Origin of the sequence: Agromyces kandeliae (genome assembly GCF_009674665.1) — a bacterium.
GTDB classification, from domain to species: domain Bacteria; phylum Actinomycetota; class Actinomycetes; order Actinomycetales; family Microbacteriaceae; genus Agromyces; species Agromyces kandeliae.
Genome location: NZ_WKJD01000016.1, coordinates 364,109 through 388,281, shown reverse-complemented (window position 1 = coordinate 388,281; position 24,173 = coordinate 364,109). Strand labels below are relative to the sequence as shown.

Annotated in this window: 23 protein-coding genes; 15 read left to right on the top strand and 8 right to left on the bottom strand. The window is 72.3% G+C overall.

Annotation, left to right across the window (positions count from 1 at the left end):
• Nucleotides 1-12: 12 nt before the first annotated feature.
• The 3 genes from GJR97_RS12045 to GJR97_RS12035 all read right to left on the bottom strand — a co-directional run bounded on the left by GJR97_RS12045 (nt 13) and on the right by GJR97_RS12035 (nt 4,324).
• On the bottom strand, nt 13-2,157 hold the full coding sequence (locus GJR97_RS12045; RefSeq protein ID WP_154346706.1) for an ABC transporter ATP-binding protein: 2,145 nt from the start codon (nt 2,155-2,157) through the stop codon (nt 13-15).
• Nucleotides 2,154-3,887 carry an ABC transporter ATP-binding protein gene (locus GJR97_RS12040; protein ID WP_154346704.1) on the bottom strand — a complete coding sequence of 578 codons (1,734 nt, stop codon included), beginning with the start codon at nt 3,885-3,887 and terminating at the stop codon, nt 2,154-2,156. The genes GJR97_RS12045 and GJR97_RS12040 overlap by 4 nt, the downstream gene beginning before the upstream one ends.
• A 263-nt stretch (nt 3,888-4,150) precedes the next feature.
• Entirely contained in the window at nt 4,151-4,324 is a 174-nt protein-coding gene (locus GJR97_RS12035; protein ID WP_154346702.1) for a CsbD family protein, read from the bottom strand.
• 225 nt (nt 4,325-4,549) lie between these two features.
• Between GJR97_RS12035 and GJR97_RS12030 the strand changes: the two genes are divergently transcribed.
• Together GJR97_RS12030 and GJR97_RS12025 are read left to right on the top strand one after the other, a co-directional pair.
• Nucleotides 4,550-4,927: a YciI family protein gene (locus GJR97_RS12030; protein WP_195760687.1), complete on the top strand. Its 378-nt coding sequence runs from the start codon at nt 4,550-4,552 to the stop codon at nt 4,925-4,927.
• Nucleotides 4,924-6,189, top strand: coding sequence for an RNA polymerase sigma factor (locus GJR97_RS12025; protein WP_324613443.1), 1,266 nt, complete (start codon nt 4,924-4,926; stop codon nt 6,187-6,189). The genes GJR97_RS12030 and GJR97_RS12025 overlap by 4 nt, the downstream gene beginning before the upstream one ends.
• Before the next feature lie 30 nt (nt 6,190-6,219).
• Here the strand turns inward: GJR97_RS12025 and GJR97_RS12020 are convergent, their stop codons facing one another.
• Both GJR97_RS12020 and GJR97_RS18805 read right to left on the bottom strand, forming a co-directional pair.
• Nucleotides 6,220-6,750 carry a GNAT family N-acetyltransferase gene (locus GJR97_RS12020; RefSeq protein WP_154346698.1) on the bottom strand — a complete coding sequence of 177 codons (531 nt, stop codon included), beginning with the start codon at nt 6,748-6,750 and terminating at the stop codon, nt 6,220-6,222.
• 22 nt (nt 6,751-6,772) lie between these two features.
• Entirely contained in the window at nt 6,773-7,588 is an 816-nt protein-coding gene (locus GJR97_RS18805) for a sulfite exporter TauE/SafE family protein (protein ID WP_324613442.1), read from the bottom strand.
• A gap of 333 nt (nt 7,589-7,921) precedes the next feature.
• On the opposite strand from GJR97_RS18805, the gene GJR97_RS12010 reads away from it, so the two are divergent.
• Nucleotides 7,922-8,125 carry a cold-shock protein gene (locus tag GJR97_RS12010; RefSeq protein WP_154346697.1) on the top strand — a complete coding sequence of 68 codons (204 nt, stop codon included), beginning with the start codon at nt 7,922-7,924 and terminating at the stop codon, nt 8,123-8,125.
• A 129-nt stretch (nt 8,126-8,254) separates the two neighbouring features.
• Here the strand turns inward: GJR97_RS12010 and GJR97_RS12005 are convergent, their stop codons facing one another.
• Nucleotides 8,255-8,683 carry a VOC family protein gene (locus GJR97_RS12005; protein WP_154346695.1) on the bottom strand — a complete coding sequence of 143 codons (429 nt, stop codon included), beginning with the start codon at nt 8,681-8,683 and terminating at the stop codon, nt 8,255-8,257.
• Between the two features lie 148 nt (nt 8,684-8,831).
• On the opposite strand from GJR97_RS12005, the gene GJR97_RS12000 reads away from it, so the two are divergent.
• The 4 genes from GJR97_RS12000 to GJR97_RS11985 all read left to right on the top strand — a co-directional run bounded on the left by GJR97_RS12000 (nt 8,832) and on the right by GJR97_RS11985 (nt 11,176).
• Nucleotides 8,832-9,197, top strand: coding sequence for an ArsR/SmtB family transcription factor (locus tag GJR97_RS12000; protein ID WP_154346693.1), 366 nt, complete (start codon nt 8,832-8,834; stop codon nt 9,195-9,197).
• 4 nt (nt 9,198-9,201) lie between these two features.
• Entirely contained in the window at nt 9,202-9,687 is a 486-nt protein-coding gene (locus tag GJR97_RS11995; protein ID WP_154346691.1) for an SRPBCC family protein, read from the top strand.
• A 45-nt stretch (nt 9,688-9,732) separates the two neighbouring features.
• On the top strand, nt 9,733-10,185 hold the full coding sequence (locus GJR97_RS11990; protein ID WP_154346689.1) for a VOC family protein: 453 nt from the start codon (nt 9,733-9,735) through the stop codon (nt 10,183-10,185).
• Between the two features lie 127 nt (nt 10,186-10,312).
• Complete coding sequence (locus tag GJR97_RS11985; RefSeq protein WP_154346687.1) at nt 10,313-11,176, top strand: PhzF family phenazine biosynthesis protein; 864 nt, start codon at nt 10,313-10,315, stop codon at nt 11,174-11,176.
• 49 nt (nt 11,177-11,225) lie between these two features.
• Here GJR97_RS11985 and GJR97_RS11980 read toward each other — a convergent pair whose 3' ends face one another.
• Nucleotides 11,226-13,181, bottom strand: a complete 1,956-nt coding sequence (locus tag GJR97_RS11980) for a BCCT family transporter (RefSeq protein ID WP_154346685.1) — start codon at nt 13,179-13,181, stop codon at nt 11,226-11,228.
• A gap of 61 nt (nt 13,182-13,242) precedes the next feature.
• On the opposite strand from GJR97_RS11980, the gene GJR97_RS11975 reads away from it, so the two are divergent.
• From GJR97_RS11975 to GJR97_RS11955, 5 genes are all read left to right on the top strand, one after another.
• Nucleotides 13,243-14,232, top strand: a complete 990-nt coding sequence (locus GJR97_RS11975; RefSeq protein ID WP_154346684.1) for an aldo/keto reductase — start codon at nt 13,243-13,245, stop codon at nt 14,230-14,232.
• A gap of 73 nt (nt 14,233-14,305) precedes the next feature.
• Nucleotides 14,306-15,226: an AEC family transporter gene (locus GJR97_RS11970; protein ID WP_324613441.1), complete on the top strand. Its 921-nt coding sequence runs from the start codon at nt 14,306-14,308 to the stop codon at nt 15,224-15,226.
• Nucleotides 15,227-15,274: 48 nt separating this feature from the next.
• Nucleotides 15,275-16,030, top strand: a complete 756-nt coding sequence (locus tag GJR97_RS11965; protein ID WP_154346682.1) for a DUF1353 domain-containing protein — start codon at nt 15,275-15,277, stop codon at nt 16,028-16,030.
• A complete protein-coding gene (locus GJR97_RS11960; RefSeq protein WP_154346681.1) occupies nt 16,027-16,551 on the top strand; it encodes a gluconokinase in 525 nt (174 codons plus the stop codon). Before GJR97_RS11965 ends, GJR97_RS11960 begins: the two co-directional genes overlap by 4 nt.
• 243 nt (nt 16,552-16,794) lie before the next feature.
• On the top strand, nt 16,795-19,359 hold the full coding sequence (locus GJR97_RS11955) for a DEAD/DEAH box helicase (RefSeq protein WP_154346679.1): 2,565 nt from the start codon (nt 16,795-16,797) through the stop codon (nt 19,357-19,359).
• 51 nt (nt 19,360-19,410) lie between these two features.
• On the opposite strand, the gene GJR97_RS11950 is transcribed toward GJR97_RS11955, so the two are convergent.
• On the bottom strand, nt 19,411-20,376 hold the full coding sequence (locus tag GJR97_RS11950) for an EamA family transporter (RefSeq protein WP_154346677.1): 966 nt from the start codon (nt 20,374-20,376) through the stop codon (nt 19,411-19,413).
• Nucleotides 20,377-20,618: 242 nt separating this feature from the next.
• On the opposite strand from GJR97_RS11950, the gene GJR97_RS11945 reads away from it, so the two are divergent.
• The 3 genes from GJR97_RS11945 to GJR97_RS11935 all read left to right on the top strand — a co-directional run bounded on the left by GJR97_RS11945 (nt 20,619) and on the right by GJR97_RS11935 (nt 24,172).
• Nucleotides 20,619-22,640 (top strand): bifunctional metallophosphatase/5'-nucleotidase, encoded by a 2,022-nt coding sequence (locus GJR97_RS11945; RefSeq protein ID WP_154346675.1) that lies wholly within the window; start codon nt 20,619-20,621, stop codon nt 22,638-22,640.
• A 77-nt stretch (nt 22,641-22,717) separates the two neighbouring features.
• On the top strand, nt 22,718-23,338 hold the full coding sequence (locus tag GJR97_RS11940) for a hypothetical protein (RefSeq protein WP_154346673.1): 621 nt from the start codon (nt 22,718-22,720) through the stop codon (nt 23,336-23,338).
• A gap of 99 nt (nt 23,339-23,437) precedes the next feature.
• Entirely contained in the window at nt 23,438-24,172 is a 735-nt protein-coding gene (locus tag GJR97_RS11935; RefSeq protein WP_154346671.1) for a YcnI family copper-binding membrane protein, read from the top strand.
• The last annotated feature ends 1 nt before the right edge of the window (nt 24,173 follow it).

Here is a 24,173-nt window from a genome sequence, read left to right as displayed (position 1 = left end):
CGGGTGCGTCGCTCAGTTCACGGGGGCGTCCGCTGAGGCCTCCTCGGCGCCGTCGTCGAACCCGAGCACCGACTCGCCGGGGGTGCCCACCGCCGCCTCGGCCTCCATCGCGAGCTCCGCGTCGACGTCGTACGCCGCCTGCTCGAACTGCGAGTTGTACAGGCGGTAGTAGGCGCCCTCGGCCGCGATGAGCTCGTCGTGCGTGCCCTGCTCGACGATGTCGCCGTGCTCCATCACGAGGATGAGGTCGGCGTCGCGGATCGTCGAGAGCCGGTGCGCGATGACGAACGACGTGCGGCCCTCGCGCAGCGCCGCCATGGCGTGCTGCAGGAGCAGCTCGGTCCGGGTGTCGACCGAGCTCGTCGCCTCGTCGAGGATGAGCACGCTCGGCTGCGCCACGAACGCGCGAGCGATGGTGATGAGCTGCTTCTCACCGGCCGACACGTTCGACGCGTCCTCGTCGAGCACGGTGTCGTACCCGTCGGGCAGCGAGTGCACGAACCGGTCGACGTAGGTCGCCCGCGCCGCGGCCGCGATCTCGCCGTCGCTCGCCGTCTGTCGGCCGTACCGGATGTTCTCGCGGATCGTGCCCCCGAACAGCCAGGGGTCCTGCAGCACCATCCCGGTGCGGGCGCGGACGTCGTGGCGGGTGAGCTCGGAGATGTCCTGGCCGTCGATGAGGATGCGGCCGCCGTCGAGCTCGTAGAACCGCATGACGAGGTTCACGAGGGTCGTCTTGCCGGCTCCGGTCGGGCCCACGATCGCCACGGTCTGCCCGGGTTCGACGCGGAAGGACAGGTCGCGGATGAGCGGTCGGTCGGGCGTGTACGAGAACGAGACGTGGTCGAACTCGATGACGCCGCGACCGTCGACGGCTGCCGGCGCATCGGCGGCGTCGGCCTCCTCCTCGTCGGCGTCGAGGAGCTCGAACACGCGCTCGGCCGAGGCGGTTCCGGACTGCACGACGGCGGCCATCCCCCCGAGCTGCGAGAGCGGCTGCGTGAACTGCTGCGAGTACTGGATGAACGCCTGCACGTCGCCGAGGCGGAGCTGGCCGCCGGCGACCATGAGCCCGCCGAGGACCGCGATGCCGACGTAGGTCAGGTTCCCGACGAACATCATGCCCGGCATGATGACGCCGGCGAGGAACTGCGCCTTGAAGGCGGCCTCGTAGAGCTCCTCGTTCTCCGCGCGGAACTTCTCGCTCGCGTCCTGCTCGCGGCCGAACACCTTCACGAGCGCGTGGCCCGAGAACGACTCCTCGACGCGCGCGTTCAGGCGCCCGACCTTGCGCCACTGGATGCCGAACGCGGCCTGCGACTTCGGCCCGATGATGCCGAAGATGACGGCCATGAGCGGCAGCGCGACGAGCGCGACGAGCGAGAGCTGCCATGAGATGGAGAACATCATCACGAGCACGCCGATGACGGTGAGGACGCTCGTCAGCGCGCTCGAGAGCGACTGCTGCATCGTCTGGGTGATGTTGTCGATGTCGTTGGTCACCCGCGAGATGAGCTCGCCGCGCTGCGTGCGGTCGAAGTAGCTCAGCGGGAGGCGGTGGACCTTCGACTCGACCTGCTCGCGCAGTCCGTACATCGCGCGGACCATGATCACGTTGATCACGTAGCCCTGGACCCAGGACAGGATCGACGCCACCACGTAGAGCAGCAGCACGATGATCACGAGCTGGCTGAGCCGCACGAAGTCGATGCCCTCGCCGGGCGTCAGGGTGGCCGCGCCGACGATGTTGGCGAGGTCGTCCTGGCCGGTCGCCCGCAGCTGCTCGACGACCTGCTGCTGGGTGACGCCCGCGGGCAGCTGCAGCGAGATCCAGCCCTCGAAGATGACGTTCGTGGCCTCGCCGAGCACCCTGGGCGCGATCACCGTGAGCACGACGCCGATGGCGCCGAGCAGCGAGACGAACGCGAACGACCACTTCCACGGAGCCAGGAGCCCGAGCATCCGACGGAAGCTGCGGCCGAAGTCCTGCGCCTTGCCCGGCGCGACGGAGTCCCACGATCCCGAGTTGATCCGCGCCTCCTCGGCGAGCTGCTGCTCCTCGAGCTGCTCGAGGGTCGGCTGCTGCGCCGCCTGCGCCGCCGCCTCGGCGCGGCCCCGGCCGCCGCGGCGCTTGGGGGTGCTGGTGTCGCGGCTCATGCCTGGGTCTCCACTCCGAGCTGGGATTCGACGATCTCGCGGTAGGTCTGGCACGTCTCGACGAGTTCGTCGTGCCGGCCGAGCCCGACCACGCGGCCGTCCTCGAGCACGACGATGCGGTCGGCGTCGGTGATGGTCGACACGCGCTGGGCGACGACGACCTTCGTGACCTCCGGCAGTTCGCGCCAGAGCGCCTGCCTGAGCCTCGCGTCGGTCGTCAGGTCGAGCGCCGAGAACGAGTCGTCGAACACGAGGATCTCGGGGCGGTGCACGATCGCGCGCGCGATCGCGAGCCGCTGCCGCTGCCCGCCCGAGACGTTCGTGCCGCCCTGCGAGATGCGGGCGTCGAGCCCGCCCTCCATCGCGGCGACGAAGTCACGGCCCTGGGCGATCTCGAGGGCGTGCCAGAGCTCGTCGTCGGTGGCCTCCTCGCGCCCGAACCGCAGGTTGGAGGCCACGGTCCCGGCGAACAGGAACGGGCGCTGCGGCACGAGGCCGATCGTCTTCCAGAGCGCCTCGAGGTCGGCCTCGCGCACGTCGGTCCCGTTGACGAGCACTGCGCCGCCGGTGACGTCGAAGAGTCGGGGCACGAGCGAGACGAGCGTGGTCTTGCCCGCCCCGGTGGATCCGACGATCGCCACGGTCTCGCCGCGCTCGGCCCGGAACGAGACGCCCTCGACCACGGCGTGCTCGGCGCCGGGGTAGGCGAACGCGACGTCGCGGAACTCGACCGTGCCCGGCGTCGGGAACTCGTCGATCGCCTGCTCGGGGCGGGGGAGCGTGGTCTCGGTGGCGAGCACCTCGCCGATGCGCTCGGCCGAGACGGCGGCACGCGGGATCATGATCGTCGTGAAGGCGGCCATGAGCACCCCGCCGAGGATCACGCCGACGTACTGCATGAACGCGAAGAGCGTGCCGACCTGCACGCTGCCCGCGTCGACCTCGGCCGCCCCGAACCAGATCACGCCGATGACGGTGAGGTTCAGCACGAGCATGAAGAGCGGGAACAGCGTGATGAACAGCGTGCCGACGCGGCGGCCGACGTCCATGATGTCGTGGTTGGCCCCCTCGAAGCGCTGCTGCTCGATGGGCTCGCGGACGAACGCGCGCACGACCCGGATGCCCGTCAGCTGCTCGCGCAGGATCCGGTTCACGGCGTCGAGGCGCTTCTGGTAGCTGCGGAACAGCGGGACCATGCGGCTGATGACGAGGCCCGCGACCACGAGGATCGTCAGCACCGAGACCCAGATGAGCCAGCTGAGCCCGACGTCCTGCTGCAGCGCCATGATGATGCCGCCGACGGCCATGAGGGGCGCGCTCACGAGCATGGTCGCGCCCGTCATCGCCAGCATCTGCACCTGCTGCACGTCGTTCGTGTTGCGCGTGATGAGCGAGCCCGGACCGTACTTCGACACCTCGCGCTCGCTGAACGCGCTCACCTTGTCGAAGACGTCGTTGCGGATGTCGCGCCCGACCCGCATGGCGGCCTTGGCCGCGAAGTACGTGGCGATGATGGCTGCGACGATCTGGCCGAGCGAGATCGCGAGCATGAAGGTGCCGGTCGACCAGATGTAGGCGGTGTCTCCCGTGGACACGCCCTCGTCGATGATGTCGGCGTTGAGGCTCGGCAGGTAGAGCGTCGCGAGCACGGACATGAACTGGAACAGCAGCACGCCGGCGATGAGCCACCGGTAGGGCTTCAGGTAGCGGATGAGGAGTCGTCCGAGCATGATTCTCCGCGAGGTGCGTACGGGGTGTGCGAGCGCGGGATGCCGCGTCGCCGGGGCTCGGGTCGAATTCCGAGTCGCGTCGTCAAGTCTGCATCCAATCGGATGCCACCGACATCCGTCGGGCGGCCGATATCGCTGATGGCGGAATCGAAACGGAGGAGAGTCCCCGCCGTGGAAGCCGGGCGGAACCGTGCCCCGTCCGCGCCCGGACATGATGATGGGACGCGCACCCCCGCGATGCGCGCCCCATCAGTGGTGGGCCGTTACGAGTTGAAGGCGTCCTTCACGTTCTCGCCGGCCTGCTTGAGGTTGGCCGCGGTCTGATCCCTGCGGCCCTCCGCTTCGAGGCGCTCGTCGTCGGTCGCCTTGCCGGCGGCCTCCTTGGCCTTGCCCTTGAGCTCCTCGGCCTTGTTGCCGATCTTGTCGGACTCACCCATTCGGGGCCCCCTTCCGATCGTCGCGTCGCGTTCGGGTGCGACGTCGACGGCCACGTTACGAGCGCCGCGCATCCGATCACAGCCCTTGTCAGGTGCGGATGCCTCTGCTAGCGATCCGAACGCGTTCCGCGCCGATCCCCCGCACGCATGTCGAGGACGCGGCGTCGGCCTCGACATACTGATGGGGACGAACCTCGCCCCCGCACACCAGGCAAGGAGCGAACCGTGAAGTACCTCATCCTCATCCAGTCCAACCCGCAGTGGGGCGCCGCGTGGGACGCGTTCACGCCCGAGCAGCAGGTCGAGGCCATGGCGGTCTACGTGGACCTCGTCCAGGAGCTGCGATCGTCGGGGGAGCTCGTCGACGCGGAGCAGCTCGCCGGTCGCGAGACCGCACGCGCCGTGCGATCGACCGACGGCGTCGCCACCGACGCGCCGCTCGCGGAGACGAAGGAGTTCCTCTCCGGCTACTACCTCGTCGACGTCGCGTCGTACGACCGTGCCGTCGAGATCGCCGCGCGGCTGCCCGAGGCCTCGTGGGGCGGCGTGCACGTGCACCCGATCCTCGCCGAGGACGCCGAGCCCGACGTCTCGGTGGCGTGAACGTCGACGCGCCGGGGGAGTCCGCGCGCGGCATCGAGCCGGTGCTGCGCGCGGCGGCTCCCTCGGCGCTCGCAGTGCTCGTCCGGCGCATCGGCGACTTCGACTCGAGCGAGGACGCGCTCCAGGAGGCGCTCATCGCCGCCGCCGCGCAGTGGCCGAGCGAGGGCGTGCCGGAGCATCCGCGCGCCTGGCTCGTCGCAGTGGCGCATCGCCGCCACGTGGACGCCGTCCGCAGCGAGATCGCGCGCCGCACGCGCGAGGAGCGCGACGCGGTGCTCGAGCCGATCGACCAGGACGGCGGGGCCGCGGCCTCCGCACGCGACGACTCGCTGGCGCTCCTGGTGCTCTGCTGTCACCCGGCGCTCTCACGGCCGTCGCAACTCGCCCTCACGCTCCGCGCGGTGGGCGGGCTCACGACGGCGGAGATCGCGCGCGGGCTGCTGGTGCCGGAGACCACCGTCGCCCAGCGCATCTCCCGGGCGAAGCAGCGCATCCGGGCGGCGGGCGCCCGGTTCCGCCTGCCGGAGGACGCCGAGCTCCCCGAGCGGACCGCCGCCGTCCGCCAGGTGCTCCACCTGATGTTCACCGAGGGCCACACCGCGAGCTCCGGCGACGTGCTCGCCCGCCCCGACCTCTCCGCCGAGGCCGTCCGGCTGACGCGGATGCTGCGCGACGCCACGCCGCCCCAGGCGTCATGGGCGGCCGAGACCGACGGCCTCCTCGCGCTGATGCTGCTCACGGAGGCGCGCCGCCCGGCCCGACTCCGCGGATCGGGGCCGGAGGAGCTTCCGGAGCTCGTTCCGCTCGACGAGCAGGATCGGACGCTCTGGCGCCGCGACCTCATCGACGAGGGCGTCGGCCTGGTCGAGCGCGCGCTCGTCGCGGGCGAACCGGGCCCGTTCCAGCTCCAGGCCGCGATCGCGGCCGTGCACGCCGAGGCGCCGTCGACGGACGAGACGGACTGGGTCGAGGTGCTCGCGCTCTACGACCTGCTGCGCGTGGTCGGCCCGGGTCCCATGGTCGAGCTCGGCCGGGTCGTGGCCGTGGCGATGGTGCACGGTCCGGACCGCGCCCTCCGCGACCTCGAGTCCGTCGCCCTCGAGCCCGCGCTCGCCGGGCACTTCCGCGTGCACGCCGTCCGGGGGCACCTGCTCGCGCTCGCCGACCGTCCGGACGAGGCGCGCGCCGAGTTCGGCATCGCGGCGCGCACCGCGCTCAACGCGACCGAGCGCCGCTACCTCGAGGGCAAGGCACGGGGCTGAGCGCCGACGCCGGCGGCGCCGTCGCTCGCATCACAGCGGCCGCGTGAACGCGACGCGATGCTCGCCCGGGCCGTCGTAGTCCCGCCACGCGCGCACGCCGTCGATGATCTCGTCGCCCGTCGCCTCGAAGCCCATCGCGCGGTGGAAGTCCTGGGAGCGCACGTTCGGCGGCCCGGTGATCGCCTCGACCCTGCGGCATCCGCTCGCCCGCATCGCCTCGAAGAAGCGCTCGTACAGGGTGCGCGCGAGGCCGGTGCGCCGCTGGTCGGGGCGCACGCCGACGAAGTGGATGTAGGCGACCTCGGGTCGGCTCGCCGAGCGGAAGCCGATCAGGAATCCGGCGAGCTCGCCGTGCTCGTCGTCGACGACGGTGGACGTGTCGGCGAAGTGCTGGAAGAACAGCCGGGGCAGGAGCAGGGCGAGCCGGTCGGCGTCGGGTCGCTCCCACCAGGGACCGATGACCGAGACCACCCGGGCGTGGTCGCCGACCTCGGCCCGCCGGAAGGTCAGCGACGGATGCCGCGCGTCGGCGTCGAGGCGGGGGCCGGATGCGCCGCTCATGCGTCGATCCTCCGCCACGGGGTCACGCCCTGCCGGCCCGGCGGGCCCGGATCGCGCGCACGGACAGTTGGACCGCGGCCGCGACGAGCAGCACGGCGAAGAGCCATCCGCCGACCGCAGGCGGGATGAGGAACGCGAGCGCGACGCCGGGCAGCGACGCGAGGGTCGCCGCGACGCCCACGATGAGCGCGATGCGCACGTCGACGAGCCGGCCGCGCACGTTCTTCACCGACCCGCTCACCGCGGTCGGGATCATCGCGACCAGCGACGTGCCGCGTGCGATCAGGTCGCCGAGGCCGAAGACCGTCATGAACGCCGGCACCATGATGAGCCCGCCGCCGACGCCGAACAGGCCGGAGGCGATGCCGACGACGAGGCCGAGTGCGACGAGGCCGAGCGCGGGGCCGGGCTCGAGCGGCACGGGGTCGGCGGCGCGGTCGGGTGAGCCGAACGCGAGGCGGATCGCCACGACGACGAGCATCGCGATGAACAGCCAGCGCAGCCACTCGAGGGGGAGCCTCGCGAGCAGGGTCGCGCCGATCCAGCCGCCGACGATGCCGCCCGTCGCGACGAGCGCGGCGGCGATGAGGTCGACCTGGCCGTTCACGAGGTACGCGATGGAGCCGGCGAGGGCCGTCGGGACGATCGCGGCGAGCGAGGTCGCCGAGGCGCGGCGCTGGTCCATGCCGGCGAGGAGGATGAGGAGCGGGACCATGACGATGCCGCCGCCCACGCCGAAGAGTCCGGAGAGGAGCCCGCCGAGCACGCCGACGACGGCGAGCCGCCAGAGGGCGGGCGCGGCCGGTGCCGCGTCGGGGTCGGGTGCTGGGTTCGGCACCCGGTCACTCTAGCGGCGGTCGGGCCGCCGGCGGACGTGGGCCGGCGCCCACGCGAGATGACGGATGTGACGGGGGCATCCTGCGGACGCACAGGCGGATGGGATACGCTGAAGGTTCCTCCATACGCGGGCGACCGCCCGTATCACGATTGATTGCCCGGAGGCGGCACGTTCCGCAGGCATGACCCGAGACCGAGGGCAGCGCACGCGACGCGTGGCCGGCCCCTCGGACCACCGCCCGGCAGTCAAGCGTTGCCGGGCCTGCGGACGGCCGAACGGCCGAACGTGACGGGCCGAACCGTTCGGCCCGGTTCGAACGAAGGACACAGCAGTATGGCTACCGGAACCGTCAAGTGGTTCAACTCCGAGAAGGGGTTCGGCTTCATCGCTCCCTCTGACGGGAGCCCCGACGTCTTCGCGCACTTCAGCGCCATCGCGGGCAACGGCTACCGTTCGCTCGAAGAGGGCCAGAACGTCGAGTTCGACGTCGTGCAGGGCCAGAAGGGCCTGCAGGCGGAGAACATCCGCGCGATCTGATCGCTCGCGGGCGCAGGCGCCCGCACTCCCGGACGCCGGGTCGGACACGTTCCGACCCGGCGTTCGGCGTCTCCGCCCGGCCCGCGTCGAGGGTTCGGGCGAACCCCGGACGACGTCGCGATCCGACGTTCAGCCCTCCGACGGCGTGGCCTGGCCGATGTTCACCATCCACTGCACGCCGAACCGGTCGGTCAGCATGCCGAACGCGTCGCCCCACGGCGACTGCTCGAGCGGGAGGACCACGCTGCCGCCCTCGGCGAGCCCCTCCCAGTACCCGCGGAGCGTCGCCTCGTCGTCCGGGCCGCCGCTGAGCGAGACCGCGAAGTTCGTGCCGGCCTCGTAGGGCATCTCGTTCGGGGTGTCGGCGCCCATGAGCGTCAGGTGGTCCGACGTGAGCCGGCCGTGCATGATCTTGTCGGCCTCGGCCGCCTCGTCGCCCTGGCCGAATTCGGCGAAGGTGCTGAGCTCGAGTTCGCCTCCGAGCACCGACCGGTAGAACTCCATCGCCTCGCGCGCTTCGTCGCGGAAGCTGAGGTACGGGTTGAGCGTGACGGACATGGCGACTCCTTCAGGGTCGTGGGCGGGCGGAATCGCCCGCACCGCCGATCCTGCACCCGAGGGGTGACATCTGCGAGAGCCCTTGACGGGGCGGGCGGGCTCGTCGTACATTAACAACCAGCTAGTTGATCAAGCGATTGGTTGAATAATGGATGCCGCAGCCGCCGACGATCGGCTCGACCGCGCCTTCATGGCGCTGGCCGACCCGGTGCGCCGCAGCATCGTCGCCCGGCTCAGCCGTGGGCCGGCGACCGTGACCGAACTCGCCGAACCGTTCGACATCACCACCCAGGCGGTGTCGAAGCACATCCAGGTGCTCGAGGCCGCAGGGCTCGTCACCCGGAGCCGCGACGCGCAGCGTCGCCCCGTGCACCTCGACGCGGCCGCCCTCGAGACGCTCACGGAGTGGATCGACCGCTACCGCCTCATCCACGAGCAGCGATTCCGTCGTCTCGACGCGCTGCTCGCCTCCGCCGACGGCGCCGACGCCGCGGCATCCGCCGAACAGGACTGACACCATGACCACCGAGACCACCAATCCCGTCACGATCGACGCCCCCGAGGGGCTGCCCTACGTCGACATCGAGCGCGTCTTCGACGCGCCCGTGGCCGCCGTGTTCGACGCCCACCGCGACCCCGACAAGGTCCGGCAGTGGCTCGGCCCGAACGGCTACGACATGCAGATCGAGCGCTGGGACTTCCGGCCGCAGGGCGGCTACCGCTACGTGCACGTCGACCCCGACGGCGGTCGCTGGGCCTTCAACGGCACGTTCCACTCCATCCGCGAGAACGAGTTCGCCGTCCAGACCTTCGAGTTCGAGGGCGCGCCCGACATCGTCAGCATCGAGTCGATGACCTTCGAGGACCTCGGCGACGGCCGCACGCGGCTCCGCGGCCACGCCGTCTACCCGAGCCTCGAGGCCCGCGACGCCATGGTCGAGCACGGCATGGCGAAGGGCGTGATCGAGGGCTACGAGCGGCTCGACGCCCTGCTGGCGGGCTGAGCCGCGGCATCCGCCCACCCGCCGACATCGGAGAGGAGCGTCACCATGGACTGGACCCTCGAGGTCGTCGTCGTCCCCGTCGCCGACATCGATCGTGCGATCGAGTTCTACCGCGACCGGGTCGGGTTCGAGCTCGACCACGACACGCACGCCGGCGAGCACCGGTTCGCGCAGCTCACGCCGACGGGCTCCGGCTGCTCGATCGTGATCGGCACGCTGCCGGCGCAGAACGCGATGGCGCCGGGCTCGCTGAAGGGCGTGCAGCTCGTGGTCGCCGACGCCGAGGCGGCCCGTGCCGAACTCGTCGCCCGCGGCGTCGAGGCGAGCCCGATCCAGGTCATCGACCCGCGCGACGGCGGCACGTTCTTCGGGTTCGCCGACCCCGACGGCAACACCTGGGCCGTGCAGCAGATCCGGGCGCGCGCCGATCGGCCGCTCATCCCGGTCGACGCCCGCGGCCGATTCGGCGACGAGCAGGCCCTCGACGGCGGCGAGTGAGATGACGCGAACTGCTCGACGGGCGCCACCGTCGAGCAGTTCGCGTCATCTCGGGGGCGGGGCGGGCAGGCCACCGGTGCCGAATCGGACCGAGACGGGGAGGTGGCCGGGGCGCGAGCATGGAAGCATGACCGCCCCGACGCCCGAGATCCTCCGCTACGCCGCGTTCACGACCGACCCCGACGGGGGCAACCCCGCCGGGATCGTGCTCGATGCCGCCGCGCTCGACGACGCCGCGATGCTCGCCGTCGCCGGGGAGGTCGGCTACGCCGAGACCGCGTTCGTGGCAGGCGGCGACGGCGAGGTCCGCGGCATCCGCTACTTCTCGCCGGTCGCCGAGGTGCCGTTCTGCGGCCACGCGACCGTCGCGACCGCGGTCGCCCTCGCCGAGCGGGAGGGGCCGGGTCGCATCCGGTTCGCGACCCCGGTCGGCGAGGTGGCCATCGAGACCGCCGAGGTCGACGGACGCATCGTCGCCTCCTTCACGAGCGTCGACCCCCGGGTCGAGCCGATGCCGACGGCGGTCCTCGCCGAGCTGCTCGAGCTCGTCGGCCTCGACGCGGGTGCGCTCGACGAGCGCCATCCGCCTCGGATCGCATTCGCGGGCAATCGGCATCCCGTCCTCGTGGTCGCCGACGCCGGGGCGTTCGATGCGTTCACCTTCGACGCCGGGCGCGCTCGCGCGCTCATGGACGAGCACGGCTGGCCGGCGACCATCACCGTGCTGCACCGCCTCGCCGACGCCGCCGACGGCGGCCTCCGATTCGAGGCGCGCAACATCTTCCCGGTCGGGCGGATCGTCGAGGACCCCGCCACGGGGGCCGCCGCGGCCGCGGTCGGCGGCTACCTCCGCGAGCTCGGCACGGTCGTGCCGCCGGCGCGCGTCGTCATCGCGCAGGGCCGGCACGTCGGGCGCCCGAGCGGGCTCGTCGTCGACATCCCGGCCACCGGCGGCGTCGTCGTCAGCGGGTCGGCCGTGCCGATCGCCTGATCGCACGGCCGCCGAGCCACGGTCCGCCGCCGACTCGGTCGGCTCCCGATCAGTGCAGCGGATCGCGCCCGTCGTCGTCGGTGGTCCGGTCCGGGACGGCCTCGACGTCGCCGCGCGCTCGCGGGTCGTGGTCCACGATGCCGTCCACGTCCTCGGTCGGGACTCCGGTCGACTCGGCGTTGAGCGTGTCCATCGCGCGCTGCGACGCGTGCCGCGGCACGAGTTCGCCGTCGATGTGCGTCAGGACGGGGTGCAGCGGCGGCTCGACCCCCGGCACCTTCTGGATCGGCATCGTCGGCAGGTCCTGCCTGATGCCGAGACGCCGTTGGAGCTGCCGCACCCACCTCGGCCCCCGGCCGATCGCGCCCTCCTCGAGCGGCGCCTCGACCTCGAGCCCGTAGTACTCGCCGATCTGGTCGACGAACTGCGCGCGCCGCGCGAGCTCGTACGCGCGACGCTCGCGACTGAACGCGATGATCGTGGACCAGCAGATCATGAGCATCACCACGCTGAACGGGAGCGCGATGATGATCGCCGCCGTCTGCAGGGCGCGCAGCCCGCCGGCGAGCAGCAGCGAGATCGACAGCAGGGCGGTGATCAGCGTGAAGAACGTGCGCACCCACTTCCGCGGGTTGATCTGGCCGCCGGTCGCGATCATGCCCATGACGAGCGCCCCGGAATCGGACGAGGTCACGAAGAAGATCGTGATCAGCAGGATGACGCCGAAGGTGAGCACCGTCGAGCCGGGGAAGTAGCCGAGCAGGGCGAACAGCGTGCCCTCGATGTCGACCGCGCCGTCGGCGCCGACGAGGCTGCCCGGTTCGGTGAGCTCGAGGTAGAGCGCCGAGCCGCCGAGCACGCTGAACCAGAGGATGCCGATGAGGGTCGGCACGATGATCACGCCCGCGACGAACTCGCGCACCGTCCGACCGCGCGAGATGCGGGCGATGAAGATGCCCACGAACGGCGCCCACGAGATCCACCAGCCCCAGTAGAACGAGGTCCACGACGCCTGCCAGGCCTCGCCGGCTGCGCCCTGGAAGGCGCTGACGTTGAACGAGAGGCCGATGAAGTTCTGGATGTACGTGCCGATCGACTGCACGAACTCGCGCAGCAGGAACTCCGTCTGGCCGAACACGAGCAGGTAGAGCACGAGGATGCCCGCGAGCACGAGGTTCGTGGAGGAGAGCCACTTCATGCCGCGCGTGACGCCCGAGAGCACCGAGGCGAGCACGAACACCGTGATCACCATGATGATGACGACCTGCGTGGTCTCGGTCGGCTCGGCGATCCCGGCGGCATCGAGGCCGGCGCTGATCTGCAGCACGCCGAGCCCGAGCGACGTGGCGACGCCGAACAGCGTGCCCGCGAGCGCGACGACGTCGATCACGTTGCCCCAGGCGCCGCGCACGCGCTTGCCCAGCAGCGGCTCGAGCGTCCAGCGGATCGAGATCGGCCGCTTGCGCCGGTGGATGGCGTAGGCCAGTCCGAGCCCGACGACGACGTAGATCGACCACGCGTGGATGCCCCAGTGCAGGTAGGTCTGGCTGAGCGCCGACGACGCGAGCTGCTCGGGCGTGCCGGCGACGCCCGGCCGCGGCGCGACGAAGTGGCTGAGCGGCTCGCTCGCCCCGTAGAACACGAGCCCGATGCCCATGCCCGCGGCGAACAGGAGCGAGAACCACGCTCCGAGCGAGAACTCGGGCTTGTCGTCGTCCTCGCCCAGGCGGATGTCGCCGTATCGGCTGAAGCCCACGAAGAGGCTGAAGGCGACGAAGAACGCCGCGATGAGCACGTAGTACCAGTTGAACGCGTTGACGATGGACGCCTGCACGGCGCCGAAGAACGTCTCGGCGAGGTTCGGGGCGAGGAGCGCGAACCCGCTGAACGCGAGCACCACCCCCGCCGCAGGCCAGAACACCCACCTCTCGATCGACGTCTTGGGGAGTCGGGGCCGTCGCCGGCCGTCGTGGTCGCTGGGCTGGGTCCGCGGCGTCCCGTCCATGCCCGCCACGATACGCCCCGGGCTAGGCTCGGTCGGGGACATCCGTCGAGGAGGAGCACGCATGCAGACCCGAACCCTCGGCCGCACCGGCCGCACCGTCTCGGTCATCGGACTCGGCACCTGGCAGCTCGGCGCCGACTGGGGCGAGGTCGAGGAGGCCGACGCGCTCGCGGTGCTCGACGCCTCGCACGAGGCCGGCGTCACGGTGTTCGACACCGCCGACGTCTACGGCGACGGCCGCTCCGAGACGCTCATCGGGCGCTGGCTCGCCGCGAACCCCGGTGCCGGCGTCACCGTCGCGACGAAGATGGGGCGACGGATGCCCCAGGAGCACGGCAACTACGTCCTGGACAACTTCCGCGCCTGGACCGACCGGTCGCGCCGCAACCTGGGCGTCGAGACGCTCGACCTCGTCCAGCTGCACTGCCCGCCGACCTCCGTCTACTCCGACGACGCCGTGTACGACGCGCTCGACACCCTGGTCGCCGAGGGCGCGATCGCCGCGTACGGGGTGAGCGTCGAGAAGGTCGACGAGGCGCTCGCCGCGATCGCGCGGCCGAACGTGGCGACCGTGCAGATCATCCTCAACGCCTTCCGGCTGAAGCCGGTCGAGGAGGTCCTGCCCGTCGCGAGGCAGTACGGCGTCGGCATCATCGCGCGCGTGCCGCTCGCGAGCGGGCTGCTCTCCGGTCGGTACACGCTCGAGACCGAGTTCGCGGCGAACGACCACCGCTCGTACAACCGTCACGGCGAGTCGTTCGACGTCGGCGAGACCTTCTCGGGCGTCGACTACGCGACCGGCGTGCGCGCGGCCTCCGAGTTCTCGGCGCTCGCACGCGAGGCGGCGCCGGATGCCACGCCGGCCCAGGTCGCGCTCGCCTGGGTCGCCGCGCAGGACGGCGTCTCGACGGTGATCCCCGGGGCGCGCAACCCGGAGCAGGCGCGTGCGAACGCGGCCGCCGGCTCGCTCGAGCTCCCGGAGCCGTTCGGCGCGGCCGTGCGCGACCTCTACGACCGCGACATCCGCGCCTCGGTGCACCACCGCTGGTGACACGCCGGGACCCCCGCGGCGGATCGGCGTCGATCCCCGCGGGATTCCCCGCCCGGCTCCCGGGCGGCGCGGCGTGATCGACATCCTCACCGGGTTCGCGGTCATCGGCCTCGCCGTCGTGGTCGGCTGGGTCGCCGGCCGCACCGGCGTGCTCGGGCCGAACGCGCGCCCGGTGCTCGCACGGCTGAACTTCAGCGTGCTCTCGCCGTTCCTGCTGTTCTCCGTGCTCTCGACGGCCGACGTGAAGGCACTGTTCTCGGCGCTGCTCCCGGTCTCGGCGATCGCCGCGGTCTCGGTCATGCTCGTCTTCTCGATCGTGTCGCTCCTGCTGCTCCGGCGGGGCGTCGCCCGCACGACGATCGGGGCGCTCGCGAGCGGGTACGTCAACGGCAACAACATCGGCATCCCGATCGCGCTCTACCTGCTCGGCAACGCCGCGTACTCGGCGCCGATCGTCCTGCTGCAACTGCTGCTCTTCGCGCCGATCGCGCTCGCGGTGCTCGGCGCGACCGTGCAGGGCCGGACGTCGGTCGGCGGCATCCTGCGCTCGACCGTGACGAACCCGATCATCATCGGCTCGCTCCTCGGCGTGCTCGTCTCGGTGTCGGGCATCGAGCTGCCGCCGATCGTGCAGGATCCGATCCACCTGATCGGGCAGGCGGCGGTGCCGCTCATGCTCATCGCCTACGGACTGTCGCTGCACGGCACGCGCCTGCTCGAACCCGGAACGGGCCTGCGCGACGTGGTGCTCGCCGCCACGCTGAAGCTCGCCGCGATGCCGGCGATCGCGTGGGCGCTCGGCGCGTTCGCGTTCGGGCTCGAGGGGCGCGACCTCTACGCGGTCACGGTGCTCGCGGCGCTGCCGACCGCGCAGAACGTCTTCAACTTCGCGCAGCGCTACGAGACCGCCGAGGTGGTCGCCCGCGACACGGTGTTCGTGACGACCGTCGGCTCGGTGCCCGTGCTGCTGCTCGTGTCGGTGCTGCTCGGCTGACGGCCGACGCGGCAGGATGGTGCAACGCACCGAGGCGAGGAGACCCGAATGCCCTTCCTGCGCGAGGACGGCGCACCGCTCGACGAGCTGCCGCTCGCCCAACGCCCGGCCGACGGGTACCGGTTCGCGCTGCGCGCCCCGCTCGTGTACGTCGACGACCCGAGCGGTCGCCGGTACCGCGCGCCGGCGGCGGGCGAAGGGCCTCCCCCCGTCGGCATCACCGACCTCGCCTCGGTGCCCACGCCGCTGTGGGGGCTCATCGCGAGCTACGGCCGCCAGTCCGCACCTGCCGTGCTGCACGACGCGCAGTCGATCGCCGCGGCGGCGCTCGACGACGACGCGGCCGCGCTCGTGCAGCGACGCGAGGACGACGACGTCTTCCATCGCGCGCTGCGCGAGCAGGGCGTGCCGGTCCTTCGCGCCCGGCTCATGTGGGCGTGGGTGTCCGCGGACCGCGAGCGCACGTACGCCGGATGGCGCGGGTGGCTCCTGCTCGCCCAGGTCGCGCTCGGCGTCGCGGCCGTTGTGGCCGCCATCGTGCTCGCCGTGGTCGCGCACCCGGTGTGGCTGCTGCTCGCCGCCGCGCCCGCGTTCGCCGCGCTCGCGTGGGGCGGGCTCGCCCGGCTCGTGATCGCCCTCACCTACCCGCTCGCGCTGCTCGGCCCGGTGCTCCTGGTGCACCTGCTCGCGGTCGGCGTCTTCCGCCTCGTCGAGGCGACCGTCGAGCTCATCGCCGGCGGCGACGTGCAGTCGGTCGTCCGGCCGACGGTGCTGCCGCCGGACGATCGCGCGGGGCGGGCATGACGGCCGTCGGCAGGCTGCCCGGCCCCGTCGTGGTGATGGGCGTCTCCGCCTCGGGGAAGTCGACCGTGGGGAGGCTCCTCGCGGAGCGCCTCGGGGTGTCCTTCGTCGATGCCGACGACCTCCACCCGCCCGCGAACGTCGCGAAGATGCGGTCGGGCGTGCCGCTCGACGACGCCGACCGCGAGCCGTGGCTCGATCGGGTCGGAGCGATCCTGGCCGACGGCACGGAGGACGGGGTGGTGGTGGCCTGCTCCGCACTCCGACGCGCCTATCGCGCTCGCCTCCTGGCGTCGGCCCCGGCGACCCGGTTCGTGCACCTCGACCTCTCGGAGGCGGAGCTCGCGCGGCGGGCCGGCGGCCGCGTGGGCCACTTCATGCCCGCCGCCCTGCTGGAGTCGCAGCTCGCCACCCTCGAACGGCTGGCGCCCGGTGAGCCCGGCATCGTCGTGGATGCGGACGGCCCGGCCGAGCGCGTCGTCGACTCGGCGGCCGAATCGCTCTCCGCAGGGTCGTCGTCCTGACTTCGACCCGGGGCGGGTTCAGGGCTACCCCTGATGCCCCCCTCGCGCGGCATCCGTACCGTTGACCTCGGTCGCGCACCGCGGACACGCAGGGGGAACTGTCGCCGCGGAGCCGACCGGAGAGCCGGCCGCGCTGGAACCCGACCCGAACGGGCAGCGCGGGCCGGCTCCCCCCATGTCGGGCCGCGTCGCGGCCGCCGCCCGCGCGAGCGCGGCGGACGGCGATGCGGCAGACTCGGACGGATGACCGCAACCCTGCTCGACGCCGCCCCGCGCCCGTACGACGCCGACGCGATGTACGACGCGTTCGTCGAGTGGGCCGAGGGCCGCGGCTTCTCGCTCTACCCGGCGCAGGACGAGGCCGTCATCGAGCTCGTCTCGGGCGCGAACGTGATCCTGTCGACGCCGACGGGCACGGGGAAGTCGCTCGTCGCGGTCGCCGCGCACGCGGCATCCGTCGCCCGCACCGCCGCCGACCGCGACGCGGGCCGGCCGTGGGGCCGCACCTACTACACGGCGCCGATCAAGGCGCTCGTGAGCGAGAAGTTCTTCCAGCTGGTCGACATCTTCGGCGCCGCGAACGTCGGCATGGTCACGGGCGACAGCTCGGTGAACGCCGAGGCGCCGATCATCTGCTGCACGGCCGAGATCCTCGCGAACCTCGCGCTCCGGCAGGGGGCGGATGCCGCGGTCGACCAGGTCGTCATGGACGAGTTCCACTACTACGGCGACCCCGACCGCGGGTGGGCGTGGCAGGTGCCGCTCATCACGCTGCCCCATGCGCAGTTCGTGCTCATGTCGGCGACGCTCGGCGACGTGACCGCGATCGCCGACGACCTGGCGCGCCGCACCGGCCGCGACACCGCGCGCGTGACCGGCGTCGAGCGACCCGTGCCGCTGCACTTCTCGTACGCGAAGACGCCCGTGCAGGAGACCGTCGAGGAGCTCCTCGAGACGAAGCAGGCACCGGTGTACATCGTGCACTTCTCGCAGGCCGCCGCGATGGAGCGCGCGCAGGCGCTCTCCTCGATCCGGGTCGTCACGCGCGAGCAGCGCGACGAGATCGCCGAGGCCATCGGCGGGTTCCGCTTCACGACCGGGTTCGGCAAGATCCTCTCCCGCCTCGTGCGCGCCGGCATCGGCGTGCACCACGCGGGCATGCTGCCCCGCTACCGCCGGCTCGTCGAGACGCTCGCGCAGCGCGGGCTGCTCCGCGTCATCTGCGGCACCGACACGCTCGGCGTCGGCATCAACGTGCCCATCCGCTCGGTGCTCATCACCGCGCTGTCGAAGTACGACGGGCAGCGGATGCGCCAGCTCAGCGCGCGCGAGTTCCACCAGGTCGCGGGGCGGGCGGGCCGGGCCGGCTACGACACGGCGGGCACCGTCGTCGTGCTCGCCCCCGACCACGAGATCGAGAACGAGACCGCGATCCGCAAGGCGGGCGACGACCCGAAGAAGCTGAAGAAGATCGTCCGCAAGAAGCCGCAGGCCGGGTTCGTCACGTGGGGCGAGGGGTCGTTCGAGCGCCTCGTCGCCGCGGAGCCCGAGCCGCTCGTGCCGCAGCTGTCGCTCAGCGCGGCGATGCTGATCAACGTGATCGGTCGCGGCGGCGACGTGGCCGGCGCCATCCGCTCGCTCGTCTTCGACAACCACGAGCCGCGGGCGCGGCGGTTCGAGCTCGCGCGTCGCGCGCTCGGCATCCTGCGCACGCTGCGCGACGCGGAGGTGGTCCACATCGTCCCGGCCGTCGAGGCCGGCCGGACGTACGGCGTCGACCTGCGGCTCACCGTCGACCTGCAGCCGAACTTCGCCCTGAACCAGCCGCTGTCGCCGTTCGCGCTCGCCGCGATCGAGCTGCTCGACCCGACCACGAGCGAGCAGGGCACCGGGCACTACTCGCTCGACGTCGTGTCGATCATCGAGTCGACGCTCGACGACCCTCGGCCGATCCTGTCGCAGCAGCAGTACAAGGCCCGCGGCGAGGCCGTCGCCGCGATGAAGCGCGACGGCATCGAGTACGACGAGCGGATGGCGCTGCTCGAGGAGGTCACCTGGCCGAAGCCGCTCGACGAGCTGCTCGCCCACGCCTTCGAGACGTTCGCCTCGAGCCAACCGTGGGTGCGCGACTTCGAGCTCAGCCCGAAGGCGGTCGTGCGCGACATGTTCGAGCGGTCGATGTCGTTCGGCGAGTACGTGTCGTTCTACCAGCTGCAGCGCAGCGAGGGCCTCGTCCTCCGCTACCTCTCCGACGCGTTCCGCGCGATCCGTCAGACCGTACCGGACGAGCACAAGGACGAGGAGCTGCTCGACCTCATCGAGTGGCTCGGCGAGCTCGTGCGGCAGGTGGACTCGAGCCTCGTCGACGAGTGGGCCGAGCTCGTCGACCCGACCGCGCACCTGCCCGAGGACGAGGCGCCGGTCGTGCCGCCCGCGCCGCCGTCGGTCGTCACGAACCGCCGCGCGTTCACCGTGCTCGTGCGCAACGAGCTGTTCCGCCGCGTGCAGCTCGCCGCGCTCGAGCGCGACGAGGAGCTCGCCGAGCTCGACCCGGACGTCGGCTGGCCCGACGTGCTCGACCGGTACTACGCCGAGCACGACGACATCCTCACGGGCGGGCCCGCGCGCTCGCCGCGGCTCGTCACGATCGACGAGACGGACGCCGCCGCCGGCACCTGGCGCGTCGAGCAGGTGATCGACGACCCCGCGGGCCACCACGACTGGCGGATCCGCGGCGAGGTCGACCTCGAGGCGTCGGCGGAGGAGGGCACCGCGGTCGTGCGCATCGCGGAGGTCGTCCGGCTCTGACGCCGATCACGTCGTGCCGCCGGTCCGCGTGCCGTCGGGGGACCGTGCCGCTCAGGCCACCGCGAGCAGGCCGGCCGCGACGAGCGCCAGCGCGAGTCCCGCCCACTGCACCGGCGCGATACGTTCGCGCAGGACGATCGCCGCGAGGAGGATCGTGCCCGCCGGGTACATGGCACCCAGCACGGCCGCGACGGCGAGGTCGCCCGCGCGGATGCCGAGGAGCAGCAGCACGTTCGCCGTCGCGTCGACGACGCCGCACGTGAGGGCGAGCGCGAGTGCCACGCGGAGGTCGCGGAAGCGCGTCGCGCCGGCCGTCGCCGTCCCGGAGGCGGTCGGCACCGCGCCGCGATCGGCCGACGCCTCCGCCGCTCCCGATCGGGCGGTGCCCGCCTCCAGCGCGCCGGACCGTGCCCGCACCGCGGCGAACACGGTCACCGCGCCGAACGCGGCGAACAGCACGGTCGCCGAGACGACGCGGTTCGCGACGAGCGGGACGACGCCCGAGGCATCCGCCGTGTGGGAGATCGCGATGTAGTACCCGCCGATCGCGAGCCCGGAGCCGACCGCGAGCAGCAGGCCGCGCGCGCTGGGCCGGACGGCACCGCGCTCGGGCACGAACCCGACGAGGACGACGGCGACCAGCGCGATGCCGATGCCCCAGGCCCCGAGCGGTCCGAACCGCTCGGCACCGACGAGCGTGCCCCAGAGCATCGGGGTGACGGCCGACATCAGCGCGGTGAGCGGCGAGAGGATGCTCATGGGGCCGATCGCGAGGCACGCGTAGAGCAGGGCGATCGCGACGGCGCCGATCACGCCGGAGAGCGCGCCCCACCCGAGGTCGGCGGCGGTCCAGGCTCCGCCGAGCACGGGCAGCGCGGCCACCATCGCGACGAGTCCCGCGACCGAGGCGACCGCCGTGGCCAGGAGCGCGCCCAGGCGACGTGCGGCGAGGCCGCCGAGGAAGTCCGCAGCGCCGTAGACGATCGCGCCGGAGAGCGAGAGGACCGCGGTGAGCATCGTCGTTCAGCCTAGGCCCGACGGCCGATCCTGCTCATCTGAGCACGGATCGCTGCTCATCTGAGCAAAATCGGCCGATTCGTTGAACGCCGCGTGACGAGTGGGTCAAGTCCCTTCCCTCGGCCGAGCCCCCGCCATAGGCTGCGAAGCAGTGCCCGCCCGAACCCGGGGCGGTCACGTGCGACGCCGGGGGAGCGCGAAGGCCGGTCTCCCGCATCCGCCCTTGCAGAGGAGATCACGCAATGCAGCAACGTTCCCCCGGTGCGGCTCGGACCCGCGCCACGTCCCCCATGCGCTCCCGCGGCCGCGCGGCCGCAGGAGCGCTCGCCGGAGCCACCGCTCTCGCGCTCGCCCTCGGCGGCGTCGCCTCGGCCCAGGCCGTCCCGCCGGACGGGCTCCCGCCGCAGGCGAAGGCGAAGGCCTTCGTCGACCTCAACCTCGTCACCGTGAACGACTTCCACGGCCGGATCGAGCAGAACGGCTCCGCAGCGGGCATCGCGCGGCTCTCGACGGCGGTGAACGAGATCCGCGACGCGAACCCGAACACCGTCTTCGCCGCAGCCGGAGACCTCATCGGGGCATCGACCTTCACCTCGTTCATCCAGCAGGACGTCCCGACGATCCAGGCCTTCAACGAGGCGGGCCTCGACGTCAGCTCGGTGGGCAACCACGAGTTCGACAAGGGCATGGACGACCTCACCGATCGCGTCATGCCGCTCGCGCTCTGGGAGTACCTCGGCGCGAACGTCTACGACAAGACCACCGGCGAGGCCGCGCTGCCCGAGTACTGGGTGGCGGAGTTCGAGGGCGTGCGCCTCGGCTTCGTCGGCGCCGTGACCGACGAGCTTCCGTCGCTCGTGAGCCCCGCGGGCATCGCCGACATCGAGGTGGGCCCACCCGTCGAGGCCGCCAACCGCGTTGCCGACCAGCTGAGCGACGGCGACGACGCGAACGGCGAAGCCGACATCGTCGTCCTGCTCGTCCACGAGGGCGCAGCCGACACGACCGTCGCGTCGGCGACCGACCCGAACTCGCGGTTCGGCGACATCGTGCTGAATGCCAACGACAACGTCGACGCGATCGTCTCGGGCCACACGCACCTCGCGTACAACCACGTGATCGACGGCCGACCCGTGATCTCGAGCGGCCAGTACGGCGAGCGCTTCTCCAACATGGAGATCACCTTCAACAAGAAGAGCGGCAAGATCGCGCGGATGAAGAACACCATCTACACGATGGCGGTCCGCGACGCGAGCGGGAGCATCACCGGCTACATCGCGGAGCCCGACCCGGCGCTCGTCCCGCTCGTGGCCGAAGCCACGGCCGTCGCCCAGGAGCTGGGCAGCGTCGTGCTCGGCGAGGCGACGGCGAACTTCGGCCGCGCCGTGCGCGCGAACCCCGTCGGGGCGCCGTCGTTCCCGGAGAACCGTGGAGGCGAGTCCACGCTCGGCAACTTCGTGGCCGACGTGCAGGAGTGGGCGCTGAACGTGGACGGCACGCGTGACGTGCAGATCACGTTCATGAACCCCGGCGGCCTGCGTGCCGACCTCGCCTCGGGTGAGGTCACCTACGCCGAGGCCGCGGCCGTCCAGCCGTTCGCCAACACGCTGGTCTCGTTCGACCTCACGGGAGCGCAGATCAAGCAGGTGCTCGAGGAGCAGTGGCAGCCCGAGGGCGTCAGCCGTCCGTTCCTCAAGCTCGGCGTCAACGAGGAGTTCACGTACACGTACGACCCGACCGCGCCGAAGGGCTCGCACGTGACCGAGATGTGGCTCGATGGCGTGGCGATCGACCCCGCGGCGACGTACTCCGTCGGTGCGAACTCGTTCCTCGCGTCCGGCGGTGACAACTTCTTCACCCTGGCCGACGGCACGAACAAGGCCGACAGCGGCAAGATCGACCTCGAGTCGATGGTGGACTGGTTCGACACGTTCGGCTCCGCGACGCCCGACCTCATGCAGCGCGCGGTCGGCGTCCACCTGCCGGGCGGCACCTCGGTCGCGGCGGGCGCCTCGGTGACCGTCGAGCTGTCGTCGCTCGACTTCTCGCGCGACGAGATCGACGCGGACACCGCGGTCGTCTCGAGCGGCGGGGTCGAACTCGGCAGCGCGCCGATCGACACCGCGTACACGCCGAACTTCGACGAGATCGGCCAGGCGAGCGTCATGTTCACCGTCCCGGCCGGCGCGAGCGGTCCGACCACGTTCGACGTGTTCGTGCCCTCGACCGGCACCACCAGCTCGTTCACGCTGAACGTGAGCTGACGCCGGTACCCAGTGGAACGGCCCCGGGCGCATGCCCGGGGCCGTTCCCGTGCGCGCCGGGCGGCTAGGCTGGTCGGGTGACTTCCCGGGGTGCGCGCACGGCTCGTGGAGCCGCGGTCGCCGCGTTCGCGGTGCTCGCGGCATCCCTCGCGCACACGGTCGGCGGCGGCACGCCGCCCGGGCCCGTCGCACTGGCCCTCGCGTTCGCCTTCTCCGTCCCCGTCGCGATGCTCGTCGTCGGCGGGCGGATGCCGCTGCTCCGCGCCTCGGTCGCCGCACTCGTCGCACAGGCCGCCCTGCACCTGCTCTACGCGGTGGGCACGCCCGGGTCCGACGCACTCGGCGCCGCGGCCGTCGATGCCCACGCACTCCACGCGGGCGGCACCATCCCGCTCGACGCGTTCGTCGCCGTCGACCACGGGCATGCGGCCATGCCCGTGGCGCACGTGGCCGCCGCGGCGCTCACGGTCGCGTTCCTCGCGGTGCTCGGCAGGTCCGTCGCCGCCGTCGCCGCGGTCGCCGGCGCGCTGGCGCGCGGCATCCGCCTGCTCGTCACGGTCCTCACGGGTGCGGCCGCGCCCGCCCCGCGCGACGTGGCGCGCCCCGTCTCGCGGCGCGACGGCCCGTCGGCCCTCGGCATCCTGCTCCTCTCCTCGCTCCGCCATCGGGGTCCGCCGGAGGTGCTCGCGGCCGCCTGAGCGGTCACGACACCGAATCCGTTCGCGCCGACGCGCCGAACCACTGCCGACGATCACGGCAGCGCGTCCGCGCACCCCCTCTTGGAGAAGAACACACCGATGCGATCCATCACCCGCACGACCGCCGCCGCCGCGACCGCACTCGGCGCCGGCACCCTGCTCGCCCTCGCGGCGCCCGTCGCCGCGCAGGCCCACGTCAACGTCACGCCCAGCTCGACCGCCGCCGGGTCGTACTCGGTGCTCGAGTTCGCCTCGGGCCACGGCTGCGATGCGTCGCCGACCACGTCGTACACCGTCGAGATCCCCGAGTCGATCCTGTCCGTCACCCCGACGCTCAAGTCCGGCTGGGACGTCGAGAAGGTCATGGTCGAGCTCGACGAGCCGGTCGACGGCGCGCACGGCGACGTCGTCGCCGAGCGCGTGGGCCAGGTCGTCTACACCGCCTCGACGCCGCAGCCCGACGGGTATCGCGAGACGTTCCAGATCCAGGTGCTGCTGCCGGAGGACGCCGCGGGCGAGCGCCTCGAGTTCCCCGTGCTGCAGTCCTGCGTCGAGGGCGAGAACGACTGGAGCGAGTCGGCGGGCGCCGACGGCGCCGAGCCCGAGCGCCCGGCCCCGGCGATCGAGGTCACCGAGTCGACGGGCGACGCGCACGGCCACGACGACGCCGAGGCGTCGTCGGACGAGCACGCCGAGGAGCACGAGGCCGAGCAGACCGCGGCATCGCAGGGCTCGGTCGACGTCGTCGGCCGGGTGCTCGGCATCACCGGCCTGGCCGTGGGCGCTGCCGGTCTCACCGTGGCGATCGCCGCACGGCGCGGGAAGAAGGCCTGAC